The organism is Janthinobacterium sp. UMAB-60, assembly GCF_900095235.1.
Lineage (GTDB): Bacteria > Pseudomonadota > Gammaproteobacteria > Burkholderiales > Burkholderiaceae_D > Janthinobacterium.
Genome location: NZ_LT607491.1, coordinates 178,446 through 201,212 on the forward strand (window position 1 = coordinate 178,446; position 22,767 = coordinate 201,212).

The 22,767-nt window shown below is 62.9% G+C and carries 29 protein-coding genes; 27 read left to right on the forward strand and 2 right to left on the reverse strand.

The window, feature by feature from the left end:
- Complete coding sequence (locus tag K0F86_RS17115) at positions 1-879, reverse strand: FliM/FliN family flagellar motor switch protein (protein WP_257572202.1); 879 nt, start codon at positions 877-879, stop codon at positions 1-3.
- Between the two features lie 551 nt (positions 880-1,430).
- Between K0F86_RS17115 and K0F86_RS17120 the strand changes: the two genes are divergently transcribed.
- The 17 genes from K0F86_RS17120 to K0F86_RS17200 all read left to right on the forward strand — a co-directional run bounded on the left by K0F86_RS17120 (position 1,431) and on the right by K0F86_RS17200 (position 15,124).
- A complete protein-coding gene (locus K0F86_RS17120; RefSeq protein WP_219135523.1) occupies positions 1,431-1,769 on the forward strand; it encodes a flagellar hook-basal body complex protein FliE in 339 nt (112 codons plus the stop codon).
- Positions 1,770-1,829: 60 nt separating this feature from the next.
- On the forward strand, positions 1,830-3,560 hold the full coding sequence (gene fliF / locus K0F86_RS17125) for a flagellar basal-body MS-ring/collar protein FliF (protein WP_219135524.1): 1,731 nt from the start codon (positions 1,830-1,832) through the stop codon (positions 3,558-3,560).
- Positions 3,535-4,578 (forward strand): flagellar motor switch protein FliG, encoded by a 1,044-nt coding sequence (locus tag K0F86_RS17130; RefSeq protein WP_219135525.1) that lies wholly within the window; start codon positions 3,535-3,537, stop codon positions 4,576-4,578. The genes fliF and K0F86_RS17130 overlap by 26 nt, the downstream gene beginning before the upstream one ends.
- Complete coding sequence (gene fliH / locus K0F86_RS17135) at positions 4,575-5,264, forward strand: flagellar assembly protein FliH (protein WP_034787861.1); 690 nt, start codon at positions 4,575-4,577, stop codon at positions 5,262-5,264. Before K0F86_RS17130 ends, fliH begins: the two co-directional genes overlap by 4 nt.
- Positions 5,261-6,571 carry a flagellar protein export ATPase FliI gene (gene fliI / locus K0F86_RS17140; RefSeq protein WP_219135526.1) on the forward strand — a complete coding sequence of 437 codons (1,311 nt, stop codon included), beginning with the start codon at positions 5,261-5,263 and terminating at the stop codon, positions 6,569-6,571. The genes fliH and fliI overlap by 4 nt, the downstream gene beginning before the upstream one ends.
- 8 nt (positions 6,572-6,579) lie before the next feature.
- Positions 6,580-7,017 carry a flagellar export protein FliJ gene (locus tag K0F86_RS17145; RefSeq protein WP_070289072.1) on the forward strand — a complete coding sequence of 146 codons (438 nt, stop codon included), beginning with the start codon at positions 6,580-6,582 and terminating at the stop codon, positions 7,015-7,017.
- Between the two features lie 86 nt (positions 7,018-7,103).
- A complete protein-coding gene (gene fliD, locus K0F86_RS17150) occupies positions 7,104-8,519 on the forward strand; it encodes a flagellar filament capping protein FliD (protein ID WP_219135527.1) in 1,416 nt (471 codons plus the stop codon).
- A 65-nt stretch (positions 8,520-8,584) separates the two neighbouring features.
- Positions 8,585-8,974: a flagellar export chaperone FliS gene (fliS, locus tag K0F86_RS17155; protein WP_139174544.1), complete on the forward strand. Its 390-nt coding sequence runs from the start codon at positions 8,585-8,587 to the stop codon at positions 8,972-8,974.
- Positions 8,967-9,275 (forward strand): hypothetical protein, encoded by a 309-nt coding sequence (locus K0F86_RS17160; protein ID WP_096235037.1) that lies wholly within the window; start codon positions 8,967-8,969, stop codon positions 9,273-9,275. The genes fliS and K0F86_RS17160 overlap by 8 nt, the downstream gene beginning before the upstream one ends.
- Complete coding sequence (locus K0F86_RS17165) at positions 9,272-10,429, forward strand: flagellar hook-length control protein FliK (protein ID WP_219135528.1); 1,158 nt, start codon at positions 9,272-9,274, stop codon at positions 10,427-10,429. Before K0F86_RS17160 ends, K0F86_RS17165 begins: the two co-directional genes overlap by 4 nt.
- An 11-nt stretch (positions 10,430-10,440) precedes the next feature.
- The gene (locus K0F86_RS17170) at positions 10,441-10,905 is read left to right on the forward strand and encodes a flagellar basal body-associated FliL family protein (protein WP_257572203.1); all 465 of its coding nucleotides are present in this window, start codon (positions 10,441-10,443) and stop codon (positions 10,903-10,905) included.
- Between the two features lie 33 nt (positions 10,906-10,938).
- The gene (locus tag K0F86_RS17175) at positions 10,939-11,682 is read left to right on the forward strand and encodes a FliA/WhiG family RNA polymerase sigma factor (protein WP_219135530.1); all 744 of its coding nucleotides are present in this window, start codon (positions 10,939-10,941) and stop codon (positions 11,680-11,682) included.
- Between the two features lie 56 nt (positions 11,683-11,738).
- Entirely contained in the window at positions 11,739-12,653 is a 915-nt protein-coding gene (gene motA, locus K0F86_RS17180) for a flagellar motor stator protein MotA (protein WP_034757817.1), read from the forward strand.
- Positions 12,580-13,641, forward strand: a complete 1,062-nt coding sequence (locus tag K0F86_RS17185; protein ID WP_219135531.1) for a flagellar motor protein MotB — start codon at positions 12,580-12,582, stop codon at positions 13,639-13,641. Before motA ends, K0F86_RS17185 begins: the two co-directional genes overlap by 74 nt.
- Positions 13,642-13,657: 16 nt before the next feature.
- Positions 13,658-13,948 carry a flagellar biosynthesis anti-sigma factor FlgM gene (gene flgM, locus K0F86_RS17190; RefSeq protein WP_219135532.1) on the forward strand — a complete coding sequence of 97 codons (291 nt, stop codon included), beginning with the start codon at positions 13,658-13,660 and terminating at the stop codon, positions 13,946-13,948.
- Complete coding sequence (flgN, locus tag K0F86_RS17195; RefSeq protein ID WP_219135533.1) at positions 13,945-14,385, forward strand: flagellar export chaperone FlgN; 441 nt, start codon at positions 13,945-13,947, stop codon at positions 14,383-14,385. Before flgM ends, flgN begins: the two co-directional genes overlap by 4 nt.
- The gene (locus K0F86_RS17200) at positions 14,372-15,124 is read left to right on the forward strand and encodes a glycoside hydrolase family 73 protein (RefSeq protein ID WP_219135534.1); all 753 of its coding nucleotides are present in this window, start codon (positions 14,372-14,374) and stop codon (positions 15,122-15,124) included. Before flgN ends, K0F86_RS17200 begins: the two co-directional genes overlap by 14 nt.
- A gap of 5 nt (positions 15,125-15,129) precedes the next feature.
- Here K0F86_RS17200 and flgA read toward each other — a convergent pair whose 3' ends face one another.
- Positions 15,130-15,543, reverse strand: a complete 414-nt coding sequence (gene flgA / locus K0F86_RS27610) for a flagellar basal body P-ring formation chaperone FlgA (protein ID WP_257572204.1) — start codon at positions 15,541-15,543, stop codon at positions 15,130-15,132.
- Between the two features lie 488 nt (positions 15,544-16,031).
- Here flgA and flgB point away from each other — a divergent pair, with 488 nt between their 5' ends.
- The 10 genes from flgB to K0F86_RS27615 form a co-directional block, all read left to right on the forward strand.
- On the forward strand, positions 16,032-16,394 hold the full coding sequence (flgB, locus tag K0F86_RS17210; protein ID WP_219135536.1) for a flagellar basal body rod protein FlgB: 363 nt from the start codon (positions 16,032-16,034) through the stop codon (positions 16,392-16,394).
- An 8-nt stretch (positions 16,395-16,402) separates the two neighbouring features.
- Positions 16,403-16,819, forward strand: coding sequence for a flagellar basal body rod protein FlgC (gene flgC / locus K0F86_RS17215; RefSeq protein ID WP_034757795.1), 417 nt, complete (start codon positions 16,403-16,405; stop codon positions 16,817-16,819).
- 3 nt (positions 16,820-16,822) lie between these two features.
- Positions 16,823-17,479, forward strand: a complete 657-nt coding sequence (locus tag K0F86_RS17220) for a flagellar hook capping FlgD N-terminal domain-containing protein (protein WP_219135537.1) — start codon at positions 16,823-16,825, stop codon at positions 17,477-17,479.
- 58 nt (positions 17,480-17,537) lie between these two features.
- On the forward strand, positions 17,538-18,716 hold the full coding sequence (locus K0F86_RS17225; protein WP_219135538.1) for a flagellar hook protein FlgE: 1,179 nt from the start codon (positions 17,538-17,540) through the stop codon (positions 18,714-18,716).
- A 26-nt stretch (positions 18,717-18,742) separates the two neighbouring features.
- A complete protein-coding gene (flgF, locus tag K0F86_RS17230; protein WP_219135539.1) occupies positions 18,743-19,471 on the forward strand; it encodes a flagellar basal-body rod protein FlgF in 729 nt (242 codons plus the stop codon).
- Positions 19,472-19,513: 42 nt separating this feature from the next.
- The gene (flgG, locus tag K0F86_RS17235) at positions 19,514-20,302 is read left to right on the forward strand and encodes a flagellar basal-body rod protein FlgG (protein ID WP_180338421.1); all 789 of its coding nucleotides are present in this window, start codon (positions 19,514-19,516) and stop codon (positions 20,300-20,302) included.
- Positions 20,302-20,976, forward strand: a complete 675-nt coding sequence (gene flgH / locus K0F86_RS17240; RefSeq protein ID WP_257572205.1) for a flagellar basal body L-ring protein FlgH — start codon at positions 20,302-20,304, stop codon at positions 20,974-20,976. Before flgG ends, flgH begins: the two co-directional genes overlap by 1 nt.
- Before the next feature lie 9 nt (positions 20,977-20,985).
- Positions 20,986-22,098 carry a flagellar basal body P-ring protein FlgI gene (locus K0F86_RS17245; protein WP_219135540.1) on the forward strand — a complete coding sequence of 371 codons (1,113 nt, stop codon included), beginning with the start codon at positions 20,986-20,988 and terminating at the stop codon, positions 22,096-22,098.
- Positions 22,098-22,502, forward strand: a complete 405-nt coding sequence (locus K0F86_RS17250) for a rod-binding protein (RefSeq protein ID WP_219135541.1) — start codon at positions 22,098-22,100, stop codon at positions 22,500-22,502. Before K0F86_RS17245 ends, K0F86_RS17250 begins: the two co-directional genes overlap by 1 nt.
- Positions 22,503-22,583: 81 nt before the next feature.
- Positions 22,584-22,767, forward strand: a 184-nt coding sequence (locus K0F86_RS27615) for a flagellar basal body protein (protein ID WP_257572206.1), incomplete at its 3' end; no start/stop codon positions are given.

Here is a 22,767-nt window from a genome sequence, read left to right on the forward strand (position 1 = left end):
TTATTCGACATCTTCAAATGAGGTTAAACAGAGCTTGCCCTTGTGTTCGGAAACAGCCGCTGTAAATAAACGGGAATCGTCGAGCATGACGTCGGTGCGGCTCAGGCTGACGGGAATCACGTCGCCCACGCGCAGGTCGAACAAGGCGCCCAACTGCACCTGCTTGCTGACGAGCCGCCCTTCCAGGGTCACTTGCAAACGCGAAGCGAGCGGGCGCACGCTGCCGCGCAGGGCTTTCTTCGCTTGCGCGCGCTCGGGCAGCAGGCCGCGCAGCACGTCGGCCATCAGGCGCTTGTCCAGCGAGAACCAGAAATGGCCACTCTGCCCCGCCGCGACGTCGCTGAGCGCCACGCTGACGATCCAGCTGCCGCGCGCCGGATGCACGCCCGACTGCACGGCGACCTCGGCACTGGTGTCGATGTCGCTGCTTTTGCCCACGGTTTGCAGGTTCTTGTGGATGCGGGCGAACAAGCTGTTCACCAACTGTTGTCCCAGCACCACAGCGAGGCGCTCCTCGGTGGCCGTCACGCGCACCTGCGCCGGATCGGGCAGCACGCCCTTGGCGCCGGCACTACCGTAGCGATAGTTCAGCACGCTCAAGAGTATCTGCCGTTCGAGCGTAAAGCCCGTCTGACCGGCCGGCGTGGAAAAACTCAGCCAGCGATTCACGCTGTCCTCGTTTTCCGCGCGCGACAACGTCACGGCGTCGATCTGGAAATTACCCCAGTAGCGACGGCTCATCGGCTGGCGCAGGGCCGCGGCCAGGTCGTCGCGCAGCTGAGCGCCGAATACATGCAGCAAATGGACAGGACGTCCAAGCAGACAGGAATCGAGGACTTGATGGCGCACAGTTTGATCTGTCTTGGTAATGATTGTCATGTAGTAGTCATGTCGGTATTGCGGTGGCAGAACAAATTATACGGATCGCCCGAAATTAAATACAGCATCATCTTGGCTTTGCCGACAGGTGCGCAAGCCAACGATTGCGCATCGTATCGCATGCTAGATGACTACGGTGCTGAACAATACATGAAAAAGCCGAATATTGCCATGTATCAATATTCCTTGAGCCAATCCTCTCTTTACTTTATAGTTGCCGCGAGGTAAGCTTATAGCGACAAAATATAGATTTGCAGTGCGCCATTCCGCTTACCTGATTCCGGTTTTTATGGCAGTGTTCAGTTCCTCTTATTGCCACCAGAAGAAACTTTTATCAGATAATTACTAGTTGTCATGGCCATGTAAATCATGTCGGCGTGGGTTTGCTGAGTTTGTTTGAGTCTGCTTGAGCGGATGGTGTGGCAACTGATAAAACTGATGGGCCTTGCGGATCGGGCCGGGCAGGATGGCATTCACGTGCACTTCTGCCGGATTGGCAACACCAGTAATTCTGATTGATACGTCACCGCATATTGAAAGTAGAGGGCAAGATGAGCAACGAACTCGCAGGTCTGATCAAGGCCGATCTGGCAGCACTGAGCAATGACGCGCACGCGCTTGGCGCCAGCATCGCGCCCGCCGCCCAGTTCGGCACGCCGGAACAATCCGGCTTCTCCTTCGCGCAAAGCATGCAAGACGCCATCGGCAAGGTGAATGGCGACGACCGCATGGCGGCGCAGAAAATGAGCGACGTCGACAGCGGCAAGAGTGACGACATGGTCGGCGCCATGCTGGCCAGCCAGGAAGCGAGCCTGTCCTTCTCCATGTTGATGCAGGTGCGCAACAAGGTCATGGGCGCCGTCGACGAACTCATCAAACTGCCTCTGTAATCTTCACGCCCTGATCCACGCCCAGCCTCCCAGCGAAAGTTACCCCAAGTGATTACCCCCATGAAGTCCGCATTTGCGCGCTGGCGCCTTGGTGCCCAGCCCGCCATCCCGCCCGCCCTGCTGAAAAACCTGGTTCCCATCGTCGTGCTGGCCATCGGCATCACCGCCATGGTGACCATGTATGCCTGGCGCGACCAGGCCAACTACAAGCCGGTGTTTGGCGCGCGCGAAAAAGTGGCCGTGACGGACATGATGGCCACCCTGGACGCCGAGCACATCCCCTACCGCCTGCATCCGGACAGCGGCCAGGTGCTGGTGCCCGATGCCATGCTGGGCAAGGTGCGCATGCTGCTCGCCTCGAAGGGCGTGACGGCGCAGCTGCCGGCCGGGCTGGAGCTGATGGACAAGAATGACCCGCTGGGCGTATCGCAATTCGTGCAGGACGTGCGCTTCCGCCGCGGCCTGGAAGGCGAATTGGCGCAAAGCATCATGACGATGGACGCGATCGCTTCGGCGCGCGTCCATCTGTCGATTGCCAAGTCGACCTCGTTTGTCGCCAGCGACGGCGACAAATCGTCGGCCTCCGTGGTGGTGGCGCTGAAACCGGGCCGCACCCTGGCGCCGGAACAGATCGCCGCCGTCATCAACATGGTGGCCGGCAGCGTCGCCAGCCTGGCGCCTACGCGCGTGAGCCTGGTCGACCAGGGCGGCAACCTGCTGTCCTCGCACGTCGACCTGACGGACGGCTTCGACGCCTCGGCCGCTGGCAATGAAGGCGCGAAGCGCTTCCAGGATGACATCCGCCGCAACGTCACAGGCCTGCTCGGTCCCGTGATCGGCGAAGACAACTTCAAGCTCAGCGTGACGGCCGCCGTGAACAACGACCGTGTGGACGAAACGCTGGAAAAATACGGCGAAGCGCCGAAAGTGACCAGCGAAGCGATGCGCGAAGAGCAGGAGCGCAACCGTACCGTGGCCGGCGTTCCCGGCAGCCTGTCGAACCGTCCGCCAGCGGCGGCCGTGCCGGCACCGGCCGGCGCCGGCGCCGCGCCGGCCGATGGCGCACCGAAAGCGTCCGACGACGGCACTGCGCGCAAGAACGCCACCACGCGCCAGTACGCGTATGACCGCAGCATCACGCAGATCAAGCGCAGCCGTGGCCGCCTGGAAAAACTCAGCGTGGCCGTCGTACTCAACAGCGCCGCCGCACCGAATCCGAAAACCGGCTGGACCCCTGCCGAACTGGGCAATATTGAAAAAATGCTCAACAGCGGCCTGGGCATCAACGCCCAGCGCGGCGACAGCCTGAGCCTGACTGCGCTGGCCTTCCCTGCCAAGCCCCCCGTGGCGCAGTGGTGGGAAGAGCGCGATACCGTCGTCGATTTCAGCAGCTGGTTGCTGTACGCCCTGGGCGCCGTGCTCGGCTACTTCCTGATCCTGCGTCCGCTGATGCGCTTGCTGACCACGCGCCTGGCGCCGCCGGCACTGAAACAGCTCGATCCCGCCCTGGCGCTGGGCGGCGGCAGCGCCGCCGGCACGAATGGCGTGGCGGCCGCTGGCGCGCCAGCCCTGGGCGTGAATGGCAGCCCGCTGGCGCTCGAAAGCGAGGCCAGCGCTGGCAACATGCCGGTCGTGCCGCTGCTGGAAAACTATGATTTGCCGCCACCAGGCTCGGCGGTCGACGTGATGGTCGATCACCTGAAAGTGCTGGCTGAAAAAGAACCCGAGCGTGTCGCCGAAGTCGTCAAACAATGGATGCAGAAAAATGGCCGAACTCAACAACAACAATAATCCCTCCGACGGCGTCGAGTACGAAAGCGTCAGCCTGAATCCCGTGGAGCAGGCCGCCATCGTGCTGCTGAGCATAGGCGAGGAACAAGCTGCCAACGTGCTGCGCTGCCTGTCGCGCGAAGAATTGCTGGAAGTCACGCAAGTGATGTCGCGCATGAGCGGCATCAAGGTCGAATCCGTGAAAACGGCCATGCAGACCTTCTTCGACGACTACCGCCAGCAAAGCGGCGTGCACGGCGCCTCGCGCAGCTACCTGAAGCGCTCGCTGGACCTGGCGCTGGGCAGCGATATCGCAAATAGCGTGCTGAACAACATTTACGGCGACGCCATCCGTCCAAAAATGGCGCGCCTGCAGTGGGCCTCGCCAAAATGGCTGGCCGAATACATCGTCAACGAACACGTGCAGATGCAAGCCGTGTTCCTGGCCTTTTTGCCGCCCGCGCTGGCCGGCCAGATCCTCGACGCCCTCCCCGTCGAAGGCCGCGACCTGGTCTTGCTGAATCTGGCGCGCCTGGACGAGATCGACCGCGACCTGCTGGTCGAGCTCGACGAACTGGTGGGCCGCTGCCTGGGCACGCTCGACACCCAAAGCACCAGCGTCGAAGGCATCCGCCAAGCCGCCGAAATCCTCAACCGCATGCCGGGCAACCGCGCCGCGCTGGTAGAACTGCTGCGCGCGCACGATCCGGACGTGGTCTCGGAAATCGAACTGAGCATGTACGACTTCCTGATCCTGTCCACGCAAAGCGATGTCACGCTCACGCGCATCCTGGAAGACGTGCCGATGGAACAGTGGGCCATCGCCCTGAAGGGCGCGGAACCGTCGATCCGCGACGCCGTGCTGAAAACCATGCCGCGCCGCCAGGCACAGAGCTTCGAAGACATGATGCGCCGTTCCGGCCCCGTGCCACTGTCGCGTATCGAACAGACGCGCCAGGAAATCATGGCCACCGTCAAGGGCCTCGCCGATGCGGGCGAGATCGAAGTGCAACTGTTTGCTGAAGCGGTGATCGAATGAAACACTTCCGCTCGTATCGTTTCCCGCCCCTGTCGCAATTCATCGCCGCCGGCCAGCGTGCCTCCAACGAGGATACGGATGGCCAGTGGCAGGCATCCGTCTCGGAAGGCTTCGAGCAGGGCCAGCGCGACGGCTACGAAGTGGGCCTGGTGCAAGGCCAGCAGGACGGCTACGACACCGGACGCAACGACGGCATGGCGCAGGGCCGCGAAGAAGGCCGCAATGAAACCCTGGTGGCGCTGGACCGCCTGGCGCGCCCCGTCGACGCCATCTTGCGCGACCTGAAAAAAGTGCGCGCCGATTACCGCGAAGCGCAGCGCAAGGAAGTGGTCGACCTGGTGGCCAAGGTGGCGCGCCAGGTGATCCGCGCGGAACTGGCGCTGCAGCCGGTGCAATTGCTGGCCCTGGTCGACGAGACCCTGGCCTCGATGCCGCCGACGCGCGAGGAAATCGATGTCTTCCTCAATCCGGAAGAACTCAAACGCATCAGCGAACTCGATCCGAAGCGCGCCAAGCGCTGGAACCTGATCGCCGACGCCCGCCTCGACGCGGGTGAATGCCGCATCAAGGCCGGCGACAATGAAGTCGACGCCGGCTGTCACCAGCGCCTGTCGGCCTGCATGGAACAGGTCAGCAGCCATCTGGCGCTGGCCGCCGAGCACGCGGACCAGGGCGCGCCTGCATGATCGCCGACACGCTGCGCAGCTTCGAGATCGGCGATATCCCGGTCGCGACGCCCACCGGCCGCCTGGTCGGCGCGTCCGGCCTGCTGCTGGAAAGCGCCGGCTGCCGCCTGCACACGGGCCAGCGTTGTCAAATTGAAACTGTGAGCGGCGAGTGGCTCGATGCGCAAGTCGTCGGTTTCCGCGAAAAGCTGTCCTACCTGATGCCGTTCAAGAAGGCGACAGGCCTGACCACGGGCGCCAGGGTCCTGCCCCTGCCCGACAAGGCCAGCCTGCAGATCGGCCCCTCATGGCTGGGCCGCATGGTGAATGGCCTGGGCGAGCCGATCGATGACCTGGGCCGCCTCGGTGGCGAACACATCCTGGAAGTGACGCCGCCGAAAATCAACCCCCTGAAGAAACAGCCCGTCATCGAACCGCTGGATGTGGGCGTGCGGGCGATTAACAGCATGCTGACCCTGGGCAAGGGACAGCGCGTGGGCCTGATGGCCGGTTCCGGCGTCGGCAAGAGCGTGCTGCTGGGCCTGATCACGCGCCAGACGGTGGCCGATGTCGTCGTCGTCGGCCTGATCGGCGAACGGGGCCGCGAAGTGCGCGAATTCGTCGAAAAGTCGCTCGGCGCCGAAGGCTTGAAGAAAGCCGTGCTGGTGATCGCGCCGGCCGACGAATCGCCGTTGATGCGCATCATGGCCACTGAGCTGTGCCACTCGATCGCCGCGCATTACCGCGACCAGGGCAAGCACGTGCTGCTGCTGGTCGACTCGCTGACGCGCTACGCCATGGCCTTGCGCGAAGTGGCGCTGGCCCTGGGCGAGCCGCCCGCCACGCGCGGCTATCCGCCGTCCGTCTTTTCGAACCTGCCGCAACTGGTGGAAAGCGCCGGCAACGGCGCCCACCCTGACGGCAGCATGAGCGCCATCTACACGGTGCTGGCCGAAGGCGACGACCAGCAAGACCCGGTGGTCGACACGGCGCGCGCGATTCTCGACGGCCACATCGTGCTCACGCGCGAACTGGCCGAGCGGGGCCACTACCCCGCCATCGACATCGCCGCCTCGATCAGCCGCTGCATGGCGCAGGTGATCACGCCCGAGCACATGCAGGCGGCGCGCGCGCTGAAAGCGTCGATGGCGCGCCATGCGCGCGTGCGCGACCTGATCCCGCTGGGCGCCTACGTGCCGGGCGCCGATCCGATCACGGACCGCGCCGTCCAGCTGCACGCGCCCATCGAAGCCTTCCTGTGCCAGGGCACCAAGGAAGAGGCGCCGATGGGGCCGTGCATAGCCCAACTTGAACAGATCATGGCCTAGGAGCATATGTGAGCGACGCGCATACCATCCGCAATCTGACCACCCTGGTCGGCCTGCGCAGCACGGAAGTGGAACGCCTGCAAGGCGAAATGGCGGCGCAGACGGCCGTGCGCGAGCGCTACCAGAAAAATCTGGAGCGCCTGACGGGCCTGTACACGGATAGCGGCCCCAGCGGCGCCCTGCCCCTGGCCCTGTCTGTCAATTGCGGCAACTTCAAGCAAGCCGTCATGCAGATGGCCGACCAGCACCGTACCGATTTGCACCTGCACGAGGCCAACATGGCTGTCTCGCAGCGCGCCCTGAATACGGCCTGGGCGAAACGCGAGGTACTGGACCAGGTGTTGACGCAAAAACAAAAACATGTTGCGAATGAGCAACAACGTGTCGATGCCAAGCGGCAAGACGAGCTGGCGACGCAGTTCTGGTTCCGCGGGCAGGTAAAATAATGTTTTACAGAAATAATTTCAGAAAAGTGAATATTTGGTCGCCTTGTCATTGGGTATATCCTGCATGCTAATTTTAGGAGTTTGACATGGCCTTTTCCACTTCCGCTTCGAATACCTACGACCCGACGGCGTCGGCCCAGGCATTGACCGACAAATACACGGCCGATCTGCAGGCGCGCATCACCGCCCAGACCAAGGCCGCCACGGCCACTTCGGGTGGCCTGGTGAACCTGAAGATGGCCCTGACCTCCTTCAGCTCCAGCTTGCTGGGCCTGACGAGTGGCAAGACCATGCTGGTGCAAGGTGCCACCTTCAGCAATACAGCGCTGGGCAGCGCCACGGCGTCGGAATCGGCTGCCGCCGGCACGTATTCGTTATTCGTGGAAAAGGTTGCCACGAACAACCAGGTGTCGCTGGGCGGGCTGAGCAACATGGCCATGCCGGCCGCAGGCAACGGCACGCTGAAAATCAAACTGGCCAACAATACCGATTTCACGGTGGACTTGAGCAAGGCGAATGCGGATGGCGACAGCGCGACCCTGTCAGCCAAGGATATCGCCGCCGCCATCAATGCGGAACCGAAGAACAATTCGCGCGTGACGGCGTCCGTCATCACCATCGGCGGTATCGCCCAGTTGGTGCTGACGTCGAATGTCAGCGGCACGGAAGGCGCGCTGTCGCTCGATACGGGCGCGATGGCGCCCGGCGCCTTGAAAGATGCGCTCGCTGCCACGCCCAAGCAGGTAGTCGATGCCCAGAATGCCGTCATCTGGGTCGGCGGCAAGCCAGCAGATGGGGTCGATAATGGCAACCGCATCGAGCAATCGTCGAATACCTTCAGCAATATCGATGGTGTGAAGATGACCTTTACCAAAGCGCAGGCGAGCGGCGACGCGCCGATGACCCTGACCGTGGCGCTCGATTCGTCCGCCACGACGACCAATGCGCAAAGCTTTGTTACTGCCTACAACAAACTCAAGGCCGTGCTTGACGGCTTGACCGACCCGGGAGATCCGGCATCGGCCAAGGCTGCCGGTGTATTTTCCACCGACAGCGGCGTGCGCGTGCTGCGTGACCAGCTGGTGCGTACCTTGCGCGAAACGGCGACGGGCGCCCTTGCCAATTTCGGCATCACCGCTCAGCGCAACGGCACACTGGCCCTCGATGCCACCAAGCTGACGGCAGCGCTGAAGACGAATCCGGGCGGCCTGGACAAGGCAATCGGCAACAATTCCGCCAGCGCGCCTAGCGGCATCGCCGGCAAGCTCGATAAGTTCATCGAAACCTGGACCTCGGCCAATGGCCAGCTGTCGCAGCGCGAGACATCGGTGGCCAAGCTGCAAAAATCGCTGGGCGAACGCCAGACCAAGTTCGAGGCCGACTACACGGCGATGTACAACCGCTACAAGGCGCAGTTCACCCAACTGCAATCCTTGCAGGCACGCATGGCGCAAACGACCGATATGTTCGATGCCCTGTTCAGCAGCGACAAGAGTAAATAGAGGCAGTCGCCGTCCGCGGACGGCGACTGCCTGCCAGCAACACCAAGCTTTTAGAGTGAGAAAAAATGATGAATCACGATGCATACAGTAACTACCACGCCGTCAACCTGGATGCGCAGACGTCGCGCGCCACGCCAGTCGAACTGGTCTTGCTGCTCACCGACGGCTTGCTGGAAGAACTGGCGCGCGCGCGCGGACACATCGTCGGCAAGCGCTATGAACAAAAGGCCATCAGCCTGAACAAATGTACGGAAATCATCAACGGACTGTCGAGCTCGCTCGATTTCGAGAATGGCGGCGAAGTCGTCGCCAATCTGGGCCGTCTGTACGAGTACTGCACCGGCCGCCTGTATTCGGCCGGCATCACGCTCGATCCGACCCTGATCGACGAGGTGACCACGCTGTTGACGACGATCAAGCAAGGCTGGCTCGGCGTCCAGGCCAAGAATGGATAGCAGCCCCTTGTCGCTCCAGCTGACCCGCGAAGTGCTGGCAGCCACCGCCAGCCAGAACTGGGACGCGCTGGAACTACTCGACAGAAAACTGGCGCAGCACCTTGCCAGCCTGGGCATATTGAGCGAACGTGAAAAAGCCGCCCTGCTCGCCTTGCGCAAGGCGCATGCGCAGGCATACCAGGCGTGTTCCGACGAAAAACATCGCCTGGGCATGCAGTTGGGCGAGATACATTCGAAACAAGAAGGCTGGGTCGCGTATGCGATTGAAAATGCCATGTATCAAGATGAGAATCCAGCATGAAAATGAGCTTCAACACCACACCGAACACCGCGACCACGCCATCAAGGAGCGCCGATGCGGGCGTTAACGCGCCCGTGAGCAAGGGCGCGCCCGATGCTGGCACCCCGCGCAACCTCCTGTTCTCACTGCCCGCGCCAGCCCAGGGAACGGTCGCCAACGACGCCGTCTTGGCGCCAGACCTTGCCGCGGACCTGCCGGAGGATGGCGTCCCCGCCACCGACGCAGCTGCCGACATCACCGAGGCTGCGGCAAAGCAGGACGCGGGCCTGCCCGCCATGACGCCGCCGCTGATGGCGCCCATGCTGCCCGTCTCGCCTCAAGCCGACGCTGCAGCTGTAGCTGTAGCAGCCAAGGGAAACGATGGCGTAGCCGATACGCAACAAGGCAATGCACAGCAGACCCTGGGCCTGAACAGCCGCCTGCATCCCGATGCCCTTGCTTTCAATGTGCAGACCGCCAGGATGGCGCCAGCACGCGATCTGGGCGAACCGGTGGCGGCAGCCCAGCCAACACCAGCCTCTGCGACCAGCAGCAAAACCGCGCTGCCGCCCGCCGGCTTCGATGCGGCGCCGGCCGTGACGGCCGCGCCCGCGGCAGCGGCGCCCGCCGCCACGCGCGATGGCGAGCGCGTTGCTGCCACGCCCGTCAGCCCGGGCCCGGTTGGCGGGGTGAACAGTGGCGCCCCGGCAACGCCGGGCGCCGACACGATCAAACTCAATGGCCCTGCCCAGCAATGGCAGGAACCGTTGCGCGAAGCGCTGGGCGAACGCCTGCAGACACAGATCGGCCGCAACAGCGAACACGCGACGATCCGCCTCGATCCGCCCATGCTGGGCCGCATTGAAATTTCCATCCGTCACACGGCCGGCGCGCTGCAGGTGAACGTCACGGCGTCGAACTCGGAAGTGTTGCGCCAGTTGCAAGGCATCGGCGAAAACATGCGCAGCGACCTGGCACAGCGCCAGTACACCGACGTGGCCGTGAATATCAGCGCCACGCCGCGCAGCCCTGCCGCCCAGGCGTTTGCCGAAGGCGATGCGCGCGGCCAGCGTCAGCCGGGCCGCCAGAACGACGACGCCGAACCGGGGCGCGCCCTGTCCGACGGCAGCACTGCCGCTACCACTTACGCCATGCATGAGCGAGATACCGCCTGATGAATACGAAAATGAAATTGATAGCCGGCTTCATCGCCGTGGCCGTGCTGGCCGCCGGCGCCGCCGGTGGCGCCATGTGGTACCTGGCCAAGCCGGTCGCCGGCCATGCCGAAACTGCCGAAGCGAAAGCCCCGCCGCCACCGGCCACGGGCAAGAAGGCGCGCAAGTTCATCACCCTGGACAAGGTCATCGTGATGCTGCGCCGCGGCCCCGGCGACAGCGAAACGCATTACCTGTCGGCCGACCTGGTGATCGCCACCACCGAGGAAAAGGAAAAGCTGACCAAGGACCACTTGCCACTGATGCGCTCGATCGCCGTCAGTACCTTGTCGAGCTTTCCGATGGACAAGGCGCAGACCATGACGGTGGAGCAATTTGCCGAACAGATCAACAAGGCCTTCAATGTCAGCTATGAACGCGAGCAGATGGAAAAACCCTACACCGAAGTCATGGTCGGCAAGCTGATCATTGAATAAGCCAACACGCCAGCCGACCTAGTGGGAGACCCCGTGGCCTATGTAGAGCAATACCAGGAAGCGTATGGCGCCGGCGAATATGCCGCCGCCAGCGCTTGCGCGGCCGTGCTCAGCGTTGCTGAAGAGCAACAACATCTGGTGGCGTACGCCCCTTTGGTGAAACGCATCGTGCGCCAGCTCAATTCGCAGGTGTCGGGCGCCATCGACCGCGACGACATGGAACAGATCGGCCTGATGGGTTTGCTGGAGGCGCTGCGCCGCTACGGCGTGCCGGACCAGTCTTTCGGCAGCTATGCCAGCCTGCGCATCCGCGGCGCCATCCTCGATGAGCTGCGGCGCCAGGACTGGCGCCCGCGCGCCGTGCGCCAGGAAAGCCATCGATTGCGCGACAGCGTGCGCGCCCTGACCCGGCGCCTGGGGCGCGAGCCGCTGGACGCGGAAATCATGGCCGCCCTGAAGCTGACGCCGGAAGCCTTCCAGGAATACCAGCTGGCGGAAAACGCCGAGCTGATCGTCAGTTTCGACGAAGTGCTGCAGGAAGGCCTGGGGCAGGCTGACAGCGCACCGAGTCCGGAAGAGCAATTGATGGTGCGGCGCAGCCTGGAACAGGCGTTGCGTACGCTCGACGAGCGCGAGCAGCGCGTGATCCAGATGTACTACGAATTCGAACTGAGCTATAAAGAAATTGCCGCTGTGCTGGACCTGAGCGACGCCCGCGTCTGCCAGCTGAACAAGACGGCACTGGGCAAGATGAAAGCCATGCTGCAAGACGCATAAGTTTCAGCACTATCCATCAAATTGACGCAGCACAATGACGCAGAAAGGCAGTTGACATGGTAATTATCGGTATCTTAATCGTGATGGGGTGTGTATTCGGAGGCTTCGCCCTGATGGGCGGCACCGTCCACGCGATCTGGCAACCGGTCGAGTTGATCATCATCATCGGCGCCGCCGTCGGCGCCCTGGTGCTGGGCAACCCCAAGCATGTACTCGGGGAAATGCTGCACCAGATGCGCAAGATCGTCACGCACAAGAAGCAAGGCTCGGAATTCCAGCGCCAGTTGCTGCTGCTGATGTATGAACTGCTGCAAACGGCCGCCGGTGGCCTGAAGGCACTCGACGCGCACGTCGAGGCGCCGCGCGAAAGCGCCCTGTTCCAGCGCTATCCGCTGGTGCTGGAAGAGCCGAAGCTGCTGGCCTTCATCGTCGACAACTTCCGTTTGATGGCGATGGGCAAGATCAACGCGCATGAGCTCGAAGGCGTGCTGGAACAGGAACTCGAAGCCATCCACGACGAGCTGCTGCAACCGTCGAAGTCCTTGCACAAGATCGCCGAAGCCATGCCGGGCTTCGGCATTCTGGCCGCCGTTCTGGGTATCGTGATGGCCATGAATTCCGTGGCCGACGGCGCCGATGCGGCGGAAATTTCGGAAAAAGTGGGCGCCGCCATGGTCGGTACCTTCATCGGCATCTTCTTTTGCTACGGCGTGCTCGATCCGATGTGCAACATGATGAAGCAATTGGTGGGCGAGGAAGGCTCGACGATGGAATGCGTGAAGGTCGTGCTGGTCACGCACGTGGCGGGCAAGCCGCCGCTGCTGGCCATCGATGCCGGCCGCCGCCTGGTGCAACTGAACATCAAGCCGAGCTTCGCCCAGCTGGAAAGCTGGATCAATGCGCTGGAAGATGGCGGCGCCGAACAAGAGCAAGGCCAAGGCCGGGGAGGCCGCCGTGCTAAAGCCGCATGAGAAACATGAACAGGCCATCATCAAGCGTGCCGGTCGCAAGCATGACGACGATGCCCATGGCGGCGCCTGGAAAGTCGCGTTCGCCGACTTTTGCCTGGCCCTGCTGTCGCTCTTCCTCGTGCTGTGGCTGATGGCCGCGCGCGAGCAGCAGGCGATGAAGGAAATCATGATGGACGCGTCGGCAGGCAGCCGCCAGGGCGAAGGCCAGGGCGTCATGCCGGAACAGAAAGGCGGCCCACGCGGCAGCCTGATCGAGCGCTTCCCCATGCCCCGCAAGGGCACGGGCGACACGCGCACGGAAGGCAAGCAGACGCAGGACGGCAAGGCCGGCGCGGCGCCGCAAAACCAGACCAAGGTCAGCTACCAGTCGCCGGAAGACCTGCTGTCGCTGTCGCGCGCGCTCGACAAGCTCAGCGATGAAGCGGGATTGAAGAGCAATCTGCAATCGGTGATCACGCCGTACGGCTTGCGCGTCATGCTGCACGACACGGACAAGCAAGGCATGTTCGTGCGTGGCAGCGCCGTGCCGACCGACCGTTTCCGCAAGCTGCTGCGCCAGATGGGCCCTGTCTTCGCGCAGATGGACAACCAGATGCTGATCGTCGGCCACACCGACTCGATGCAGTACGCCAATAACGGTTATGAAGGCTATTCGAACTGGACCCTGTCGGCCAACCGCGCCATGTCGGCGCGCGCGCAATTGTTGATTGGCAGCATGAGTCCGGACAGCGTGCTGCAAGTGGTGGGCATGGCCGACCGCGCGCCGCTGGACGTGAAAAATGCCAGCGCCGGCATCAACCGCCGCATCGAACTGTTAATATTGACGCGTGGCCAGGCTGACAGCATCGCCGCCATGTTTGGCATGGCCGGGCAAAAAGCGCAAGGCGAAGAGCTGCAAGTGGGTGAACCGGACTCGGGAACCTTGCAGCGCCTGCGCGACAAGCTGGGCCTGCCCGCAAAGAAGGAGCGCGATGAGCATGCAAATTAAGGGCAAGGGACAACGTATGAAAATCTCCTCCGGCAATACCGGCGCTGCCGTAGGCAGCAGCGCCATCGCGCCGGCCGAGGCGATCGCCGAGAACGCGGGCGCCGCCGGCGCCATGGGTGGCTCGTCGGCTGGGGCGGAATTGCAATCGGCCGTGCTGCAACCGGCCATGGCCGCCCTGCGCGCCATGCCCGAGATCGACCATGAGCGCGTGGCCATGCTGCGCGATGCGCTGGCCAAGGGCGAATTGCCATTCGATCCAGCAAAACTGGCAGGCTTGATCCAGCGTTTCCACGGCGGTGAATCGTGACCTCACCGCGCAAGGGCATCACACGCCAGGAAGCGATACGTCGCGTGCTGCAAGGCATGGCGGACGACAGCGTCGGCTACGCCGCCCTGCAAACCTTGCTGGAAGAGCAATTTCAGGCCACCTTGCACCATCAGAGCACCCGGCTGACGACGCTGGCCGAGCAGGTCATCGCCGCCGTCGAGCCCCTCGATGCGCGCCGCCGCCAGCGCGTGAGCCTCGTCACTGCCCTGCTGGGCCCGCAAGGCGATATGCCGCAATTGTTTGCGTTGTTGCAAGAAGACGCGCGCGCCACCGCCGAACGCGACTGGGTCGCGCTGGAGCAGATGGTGCTGGAATGCAAGCGCCTGAATGCCCGCAACAGCGATTTATTAACAGAGCAGTACAGCATCATGCAGCGCGTGCTGCATGGCGAGGAAGATACGTATGCGCCAGGCTGATTTCCTGACCACCCGCGCCACGGCGGCGACGCCATCGACGGCGGCGACGAATGCCGTGCAGAGCAATATGCGCGCCACCGACGCCACCGGCTCCGGCGGCAACTTCAGCAGCGTGTTCCGGCAAGTGCAGGGCGAAGTGGCCCGCTTCATCGAACAGGGCGGCGGCAACGCCACCAGTCTGAGCCCGCAAGGACGCGCCTATCTGGAGCAGAGCCAGCCCGTGAATGTGCTGGGCAACATCAACCAGGGCGGCGAGATCGGCGAAGTGCAGCAGCAGTTCCTCGCCTCGATCAAGCCGTGGACCGAAGAAACGGGCGCGCGCCTGGGCGTGGCGCCGGAAATCGTCGCCGCCCACGCCGCGCTGGAATCGGGCTGGGGCCAGCGTCCGTTGCGCCAGGGCACGGGCACGGACACAAATAATCTGTTCGGCATCAAGGCCGGCGGCAAATGGCAGGGCGACGTGGCCAGCAATGTCACCACCGAATACGAGGCCGGCAGCGGCACGGCGCTGAAGAAAACCGAGCGCTTCCGCAGCTATCCTGACCAGGCCAGCGCCTTCCGCGACTATGCGCAAGTGTTGCTCGACAATCCACGCTACCGCGCCGCCCTGAACACGGGTGCCAACGCGGGCGCATTTGCGCAAGGCCTGGCGCGCGGCGGCTATGCCACCGACCCCAACTACGCCACCAAGCTGACGCAGCTGGCGACGCGCTTGCAGCGCACGCCCGTCGCGGACTGACCTCCTTAACGGCCGGGAATATCGGCCGGTTCCACCACGCCCGCATCGACCACCCTGGCACGTATCACCGTGCCGCTGGTGGCGTTGCGCACTCTGATCACCGCTCCCAGCGCGCCCGGGTCCAGCGCTTCGCCGGCCATGCTCACTTCCACCTGCTCCTTGCGCGCCACGATATTGACCGCGCTGCCCCGCTTGATCAGCATGGGTGCCGCCAGTTGCCCCTGGCGCAGCACTTCGCCGGCACGCAAGCTGCGCCGGCTCGACAGGCCGACGGCGCCGGGCAAGGAGGAAATACTGTCCGGCACCATCGTCACATCACGCCGCGCCAGCGTCACGTCGGCCGATTGCAACGGCATATTGGCCGTGACGGGTGCGCTGGTGACGGCGACCTGGGCCGTGATGCTACCGCGCGCCAACATTTCATAACGCCAACCGTTGCTTCCAGGACACACTGCCACAAAGCGCATGCGCTGCGCCGAACGGCTGTCCGCCGTTTCCAGCGTGACAGGCGCCGCGCAAGCGGGCATGGGGCGCGTGCTTTTCACCACGGCCACTTGAAACTGCGGTTCCAGCAATCCTGCCGTGGCTGCCTGCTGCGCTAATTGCTCTCGCGCCAACTGTTCCACACGCGAAAATATATTGTCGGCTGGCAATTCTGCGCGACCTGCACTACTATATAGGCTGGTCAGTAAAAATAGGCCGGGAAGCAGTATGTAAGGATGTGGCACCTTGTTTCGGATCATCGTAATGCTGTTGAAATGAATCATTGCTAACCTTAATCAAAGATACTGAAGCGGCATGACCTTACCATGCGTCAACATGACCAGGCTGGGATTTTACCTCTGCACCACCTATTTTCTAGCCCGAACCGCAAAAAGCACGATCGAATTCAATACAAAGGAAGACCATGGGGATTAATTTCAAGGATGCGCTGGGCGTGCACGCCGATGCACTCGCGCTACGTGCCGACCGTACCCGCGTGCTGGCGGCCAATATTGCCAATGAAAATACGCCCGGCTTCCAGGCCATGGACATGGATTTCGGCAGCGCCCTGCAACAATTGCAGGACAACGAAGCAGGCCTGCTGTCGACCGATGACGATGCCAGCGCCCTGTACCGCGTGCCCTACCACCCCAGCCGAGACGGCAATACCGTCGAAATCGGCGTCGAGCAGGCGGCGTTCTCGCAGAATGCCACCGACTTCCAGACCAGCCTCACTTTCGTCAACATGAAACTGAAGGGTCTGGCCAAGGCCATTTCCGGACAATAAGGATCAGCATGAGCTTCCAGGATATTTCCAAGATCGCCGGTTCGGCGATGGCGGCGCAGACCGTGCGCCTCAATACCATCGCCAGCAACCTGGCCAATGCCGATTCCGTTGCCGGCTCCGAAGGTGAAACCTACCGCGCACGCAAGCCCGTGTTTGCCGCCGTGATGGATGGCCCCGGTGCCAGCGGCGCGGGCGGACGCGTTCAAGTGCTCGACGTGGTGCAAAGCGATGAGCCGCTGCGCAAGGTGTATGAACCGGGCCACCCGATGGCCAATGCCGATGGCATGGTGTTCTACCCCAACGTCAATCAGGTCGCCGAGATGACCGACATGATGTCGGCTTCGCGCGCGTTTGAAACCAATGTCGAAGTTCTGGGCCGCATCAAGTCGATGCAGCAATCGCTCCTCAAATTAGGTGAAGCATAATCCATGGAAACCAATCTCTTTACAAACAACAACAGTGGCGCCAGCAACAACGGCAGCAATGCCGTCAAGTCGCAGAGCAATGCCACCCAGGATATGTTCACCAAATTGCTGGTCGCGCAGATCAAGAACCAGGATCCCCTCGCGCCCACCGATCCGAGCCAGTTCGTCAATCAATTGACGCAGCAGGCGCAAACGGAAGCGATGCAGAACCTGTCGGCGCTGACCAGCGCCAATGCCAGCGTGCTGCAATCGATGCAAGTGCTGGCCCTGGGTGCGCAAGTGGGTTCCGAAGTGATGGTCAACAGCGAAACGGTGCAGCTCGACACGAGCAAGGTCAGCGGCAGCATCGCGCTGGCCGCCGGCACCACCAAGACCACCGTGACCCTGAAAGGCGCGGACGACAAGGAATACAAGATCGAACTGGGTGCCAAGGGTGCCGGTACGGTTCCCTTCACCATCGACCCCGTCGCGCTGGGCTTGCCTGCTGGTACCTATACCATGGCAGTCACCACCAACGGCACCGAAAAGCCATCGGTCGACATCGCAGGCAAGCTCAACAGCGTGCGCCTGTCGTCCGGCGGCAGCATGATTCTGAACGTGTCGAACCTGGGCGAAGTCAACCCTGGCGCGATCACCGGCTTTAACGGTAAGACGGCCTGATCCGCTCTCCCCTTCGTTTCCTGAACACTAATCTCCTCCTTCACTAAAGGAAGTCAACATGAGTTTCGACATCGCCCTGTCCGGTATCCAGTCCATCAACCAACAGTTGAACAGCACCAGTAACAATATCGCCAATGCCGGCACCTACGGTTTCAAGAGCAGCCGCGCCAACTTTTCGGCCATGTATGCCGGTTCGCGCGCCACGGGCACGGAAATCGGTTCGCTCACGCAAAGCATGTCGCTCAATGGCGGCGTGCTGAACACGGGCCGCGCGCTCGACGCGGCCATCGATGGCCGCGGCTATTTCGTTTCGCGCGATGCGCAAAACACCATGAGCTACAGCCGCGTCGGCATCTTTTCGGCCAGCAATGAAGGCAAGCTGATCGATGCGAACGGCCGCCTGGTACAAGGCTATGCCGCCGTCAAGGACAGCACCGCTCTGGGCACCATGGGCGACATGCTGATTCCAACGGGCCAGATTCCCGCCGTGGCATCGACCAAGCTGGCGTATGCCGCCAACATGTCGTCCGAATGGACCATCAAGACCGTGCCCTTCAGCAAGACTAGCGAGCTGAGCTACAACAGCGGCAAGTCCTCGATCATCTACGATTCGCTGGGCGCCAAGCACTCGCTGGGCCAGTACTTCGTCAAGACGGCGGCGGGCGTGGATGTACATTACACATTCGATAACGCCGATGTGTTGCCGGTGACGAACATGACCTTCGACACTTCCGGCAAGCTGGTGACGGGCACGTCTGCCACGCCGGTCCTGCCGACGCCGCCTGGCGCGGCGCCGATGTCGGTCGCCATCGACTACACGGGCACGACCCAGTTTGCCGGCGAATCGACGACCTCGACCGACCGCGCCGACGGCTATGCCTCGGGCACCTACACGGGCGTGGAACTGGCCACTGACGGCTCCGTCGTGGCGAAATACACGAACGGCCAGAAGCAAAGCATCGGCGTGATCGCCCTGGCCACCTTCCCCGACGAAGGCGCATTGACGGCCGTCAACGATACCAGCTGGGTTGCCTCGACCACGTCCGGCACCGCCATGTATGACCGTCCGGGCGTCGGCATGGTCGGCAAACTGGTGACGAGCTCGCTGGAACAGTCGAACGTCGACATCACCTCCGAACTGGTGGGTCTGATGACGTCGCAGCGCAATTACCAGGCGAACTCGAAGGTCATCTCGACCGAGAACGCCATGCTGCAATCGCTGATGCAAGCGCTGTAATCCACGATACGCAAAGGTAAAAAGCAATGGATGCGCTGATTTATACCGCCATGAGCGGGGCCGATCGTGCCCTGCGGGCACAGCAGGTACACGCCAACAACCTGGCCAATATCGAGACGGGCGGCTTTCGCGCCAACCTGGAAGTGTCCACTGCCCAGCCGCTGCAAAACGGCTATGGCTACGACGACCGCCACATGACGCAGACGCAGTCGAGCGCCGTCGGCACTCGTACGGGCGCCATCAAGGAAACGGGACGCGATCTCGATGTGGCCATCACGGGCAACGGTTTTCTCGCGGTACAGTGGCAAAACGGCGAAGCCTACACGCGCGCCGGCGCCATGGATCTCGATGAAACGGGCGCGCTGACCCTGAACGGCCGGCCCGTGCTGGGCGAAGGCGGCCCCATCACGATTCCCGAGCACACCAGCCTGTCGATCGGCGCCGATGGCACGATCTCCATCCAGGTGCCGGGTACGGCGCAGATGCAGACCGTCGACAAGCTCAAGCTGGTCAATGCCGAAGCGGGCGAGCTGACGAAGAACGAGGCGGGCCTGATCGTGGCGCGCAGCGGCGAAGACTTGCAAGCCGATCCGACGGTGCGCCTGCGCGACCGCCACCTGGAAGGCAGCAACGTCTCGGCCGTCGAGGAAATGGTCGCCACCATGAGCCTGAACCGCAGCTTCGAGATGCAAATGAAAGTATTCAAGGCCAGCGATTCCATGACGGAATCGGGCAACCGCCTGCTCAGTACCTAAGCGTACCCGGCCCAACGCGACGAAATATTCAAGGAGCAATATATGAATCCAGCAATGTGGATCAGCAAGACCGGCGTGCAGGCACAAGATGCCAAACTGCAAGCTATCGCGAACAACCTGGCCAACGTCAATACGGTCGGTTTCAAGCGCGACCGCGTCGTCTTCGAAGACCTGTTTTATCAGGTCGAGCAGCAGCCGGGCACGCAGCGCGCCGACAATACCCTCTCGCCATCGGGCGTACAGCTGGGTAACGGTACCCACATGGTGGGCACGCAAAAGGTGTTTACCACCGGCAGCCTGCAAACGACGAGCCGCGAATTCGACGTCGCCATCACCGGCAACGGCTTTTTGCAAGTACTGCGCCCGAACGGCGAAGCGGCCTACACGCGCGCCGGCCAGCTGGGCATCAATGAAAACGGCGTGATGGTCAACGCCCAGGGCTTGCCGCTGGTGCCGCAGATCACCGTGCCGAACAATGCTACGGCGATCACCATCGGTGAAAACGGCATGGTCACGGCCACCGTGCCGGGCAATGTCAACGGTACCCAGCTGGGCCAGCTGAACCTGACCAGCTTCATCAACCCGACGGGCCTGCTGGCACTCGGTGAAAACCTGTTCCAGGAAACGGCATCGAGCGGCACGCCGACGGAAGGCCGTCCCGGCGAAGGCGCCCTGGGCAAGCTGAAGCAGTTTGCGCTGGAAGGCTCGAACGTGCAGGTGGTCGAAGAGATGGTCGACATGATCGCTGCCCAGCGCACCTATGAAATGAACACCAAGGTGCTGTCGGCCGCCGACAATATGCTGCAATACCTGGCGCAAGCGGCACGCTGATGACAGTCGCCATGAAAGCCACGGCGGCCCTGCTGCTGGTGTTGATGGCCGGTTGCGCCAGCCAGCCGGCGGCGCCGGTGGCGCCCAGCTTTTCCGATACGCCGTTGCCCGTGGCGCCGCGCAGCGCGGTACGCGGCGGCGTGGGCGGCGGCGTGTTCAATCCCGATGCGGGACTGGACCTGATCTCGGACAGCCGCGCCTTCCGCGTGGGCGACGTCGTCACGGTGGCCCTGCAGGAAACCACGCAGGCCAGCAAGAAGGCGGGCACCTCGTTCAACAAGGGCTCGTCCGTCGGCGTGAAGGCGGCCAGCATCCTCGGCAAGACCCTGCCGAAGACGGGCCTTGATCTCTCCGCCGACCGCAACTTCGCCGGCGACTCGACCAGCACGCAGCAAAATGCCTTGTCCGGCGCCATCACCGTGATCGTGCAGGAAGTGCTGCCGAACGGCTTGCTGCGCGTGCAGGGCGAGAAAACGCTGACCCTGAACCAGGGCGAGGAATTCGTGCGCCTGCGCGGCTACCTGCGCGCGGCCGACATCGATTCGAACAACCAGGTCTCGTCCTTGCGCATCGCCAATGCACAGATCGCCTATTCCGGCCAGGGCACCCTGGCCGAAGCCAATACACCGGGCTGGCTGACGCGCTTCTTCGTCGGCCCATGGATGCCGTTTTAAGGTGACCTCATGAAATTTTGTTCCGCCCTGCCCCTGGCAGCCATGCTCGCCGTGCTCTCCGGCCTTGCCCTGCCCGCCAGCGCCGCGCAAGTACTGCGCAACCTGGTCAGCATCGAGGGCGTGCGCGACAACCCGCTGATCGGCTACGGCCTCGTCGTCGGCCTGAACGGCAGCGGCGACACCACCCAGGTGAAGTTTTCCAGCCAGTCCGTGGTCAACATGCTCAAGCAGTTCGGCGTGAAGATGCCGGACGGCGCCGAAGCGAAAAGCAAGAACGTCGCCACCGTCATGGTCAGCGCCGTATTTCCACCAGGATACCGCCGTGGCCAGGCCATCGACGTCACCGTCTCGTCCCTGGGCGATGCGAAAAGCTTGCGCGGCGGCACCTTGCTGCTGACGCAACTGCGCGCGGCCGACAATGAAACGTATGCGCTGGCGCAAGGCAACGTGGTCGTCGGCGGCTTGAACGCCACCGGCAAGAGCGGCTCGTCCGTCACCGTCAACACGCCCACCTCGGGCCGCATTCCCAACGGCGCCAACATCGAGCGCGAGATTATCAGCGACTTTTCCACCAAGCCTTCCGTCACCTTGAACTTGCGCCACCCGCATTTCGAGACGGCCATCAATATCGTCGAAGCCGTGAACCGCCGCTTCGGCGCCGTCGCCACCACGCGCGACGCCACCAGCGTGGACGTGCTGGCGCCGGAAAACCCGACCCAGCGCGTGGCGTTCATGGCCAAGCTGGAAGCGCTGAGCGTCGACGTGGGCGTCGACACGCCGAAAGTGGTCTTCAATTCGCGCACCGGCACGGTGGTCATCGCCGAAGGCTTGCGCGTCAAGGCCGCCGCCGTCACGCACGGCTCGCTGAAAGTGGTCATTTCCGAAAGTTCCAACGTCAGCCAGCCGGCGCCGTTCGGCCGCGGCCAGACCACCGTCACGCCGCAGTCGAAGGTCTCCGTCGACCAGGGCAACGGCAATATGTTCAAATGGCCGGCCGGCGCCAAGCTGCAGTCCATCATCGACGTGGTCAACAGCCTGGGCGCCTCGCCCGATGACATCATGGCAATTTTACAGGCGCTCGACCAGGCTGGCGCCATCGAAGGCGAACTGGTGGTGATTTGATGCTTAATGTAAACGACAGCAGCAGCGCCCTGCCCTCGGCGCTCGATGACAAGACTCCCGCCGCGGCCACGCCGGCCGATCCCCGCTACGCGGCCAAGGCCACCGAGGCGGCCGTCAAGTTCGAAGCCTTCTTCATCTCGCACATGCTGCGCCAGATGCGTTCGGGCACGCGCGAGATGGCGGGCGAGGACAGCGTCTTCAAGGACCCCATCAACAGCGACATGCTGGAAATGGCCGACAACCTGGTGGCCGACAAGATGGCCGGCCAGCGCGCCTTCGGCATCGCCGACGCCATCCTGCGCCAGCTGCTGCCGGCGGCCAGCGCGCCCGTTTCGGCCAATGTCACTGGCAAAAGCGCTGTCAAGACCGACAATATTGCGGCGCCGCTTAATAAATCCGTCTGAAACGTCGCCTGTACCAGGTAACAACGATTCACTGCCTGCCCACCCGCACGCGCCACACTCTTCACGAAAGAAAATTGCCCAATGAGCATCATCAGCAATGCATTGTCAGGCAGCATCGCCGCCCAGGCCGCACTGAATGCGGCCAGCCAGAACATCGCCAACCTGCAAACGGCGGGCTATACCCGCCAGGGCGTGCTGTTGTCCTCGCTTGGCGCCGGCGTGGGCGTGCGCTCGGCCGGCAATGGCGTGGAAGTGTCGGCCCTGC

Excerpts from the sequence above, each read along its gene's own strand:
- fliF (WP_219135524.1), top strand. The coding sequence starts at position 1,830 with ATGAAGTCCGCATTTGCGCGCTGGCGCCTTGGTGCCCAGCCCGCCATC.
- K0F86_RS17120 (WP_219135523.1), top strand. The coding sequence starts at position 1,431 with ATGAGCAACGAACTCGCAGGTCTGATCAAGGCCGATCTGGCAGCACTG.
- K0F86_RS17225 (WP_219135538.1), top strand. The coding sequence starts at position 17,538 with ATGAGTTTCGACATCGCCCTGTCCGGTATCCAGTCCATCAACCAACAG.
- K0F86_RS17185 (WP_219135531.1), top strand. The coding sequence starts at position 12,580 with ATGCGCTGGAAGATGGCGGCGCCGAACAAGAGCAAGGCCAAGGCCGGG.
- fliD (WP_219135527.1), top strand. The coding sequence starts at position 7,104 with ATGGCCTTTTCCACTTCCGCTTCGAATACCTACGACCCGACGGCGTCG.
- K0F86_RS17165 (WP_219135528.1), top strand. The coding sequence starts at position 9,272 with ATGAAAATGAGCTTCAACACCACACCGAACACCGCGACCACGCCATCA.
- K0F86_RS17115 (WP_257572202.1), bottom strand. The coding sequence starts at position 879 with ATGACAATCATTACCAAGACAGATCAAACTGTGCGCCATCAAGTCCTC.
- K0F86_RS17245 (WP_219135540.1), top strand. The coding sequence starts at position 20,986 with ATGAAATTTTGTTCCGCCCTGCCCCTGGCAGCCATGCTCGCCGTGCTC.
- K0F86_RS17200 (WP_219135534.1), top strand. The coding sequence starts at position 14,372 with ATGCGCCAGGCTGATTTCCTGACCACCCGCGCCACGGCGGCGACGCCA.
- fliI (WP_219135526.1), top strand. The coding sequence starts at position 5,261 with ATGATCGCCGACACGCTGCGCAGCTTCGAGATCGGCGATATCCCGGTC.
- flgB (WP_219135536.1), top strand. The coding sequence starts at position 16,032 with ATGGGGATTAATTTCAAGGATGCGCTGGGCGTGCACGCCGATGCACTC.
- K0F86_RS17170 (WP_257572203.1), top strand. The coding sequence starts at position 10,441 with ATGAAATTGATAGCCGGCTTCATCGCCGTGGCCGTGCTGGCCGCCGGC.
- K0F86_RS17160 (WP_096235037.1), top strand. The coding sequence starts at position 8,967 with ATGGATAGCAGCCCCTTGTCGCTCCAGCTGACCCGCGAAGTGCTGGCA.
- fliH (WP_034787861.1), top strand. The coding sequence starts at position 4,575 with ATGAAACACTTCCGCTCGTATCGTTTCCCGCCCCTGTCGCAATTCATC.
- flgH (WP_257572205.1), top strand. The coding sequence starts at position 20,302 with ATGACAGTCGCCATGAAAGCCACGGCGGCCCTGCTGCTGGTGTTGATG.
- flgC (WP_034757795.1), top strand. The coding sequence starts at position 16,403 with ATGAGCTTCCAGGATATTTCCAAGATCGCCGGTTCGGCGATGGCGGCG.
- flgG (WP_180338421.1), top strand. The coding sequence starts at position 19,514 with ATGAATCCAGCAATGTGGATCAGCAAGACCGGCGTGCAGGCACAAGAT.
- flgM (WP_219135532.1), top strand. The coding sequence starts at position 13,658 with ATGAAAATCTCCTCCGGCAATACCGGCGCTGCCGTAGGCAGCAGCGCC.
- flgF (WP_219135539.1), top strand. The coding sequence starts at position 18,743 with ATGGATGCGCTGATTTATACCGCCATGAGCGGGGCCGATCGTGCCCTG.
- motA (WP_034757817.1), top strand. The coding sequence starts at position 11,739 with ATGGTAATTATCGGTATCTTAATCGTGATGGGGTGTGTATTCGGAGGC.
- K0F86_RS17130 (WP_219135525.1), top strand. The coding sequence starts at position 3,535 with ATGGCCGAACTCAACAACAACAATAATCCCTCCGACGGCGTCGAGTAC.
- K0F86_RS17220 (WP_219135537.1), top strand. The coding sequence starts at position 16,823 with ATGGAAACCAATCTCTTTACAAACAACAACAGTGGCGCCAGCAACAAC.
- fliS (WP_139174544.1), top strand. The coding sequence starts at position 8,585 with ATGATGAATCACGATGCATACAGTAACTACCACGCCGTCAACCTGGAT.
- flgA (WP_257572204.1), bottom strand. The coding sequence starts at position 15,543 with ATGTTGGCGCGCGGTAGCATCACGGCCCAGGTCGCCGTCACCAGCGCA.
- K0F86_RS17250 (WP_219135541.1), top strand. The coding sequence starts at position 22,098 with ATGCTTAATGTAAACGACAGCAGCAGCGCCCTGCCCTCGGCGCTCGAT.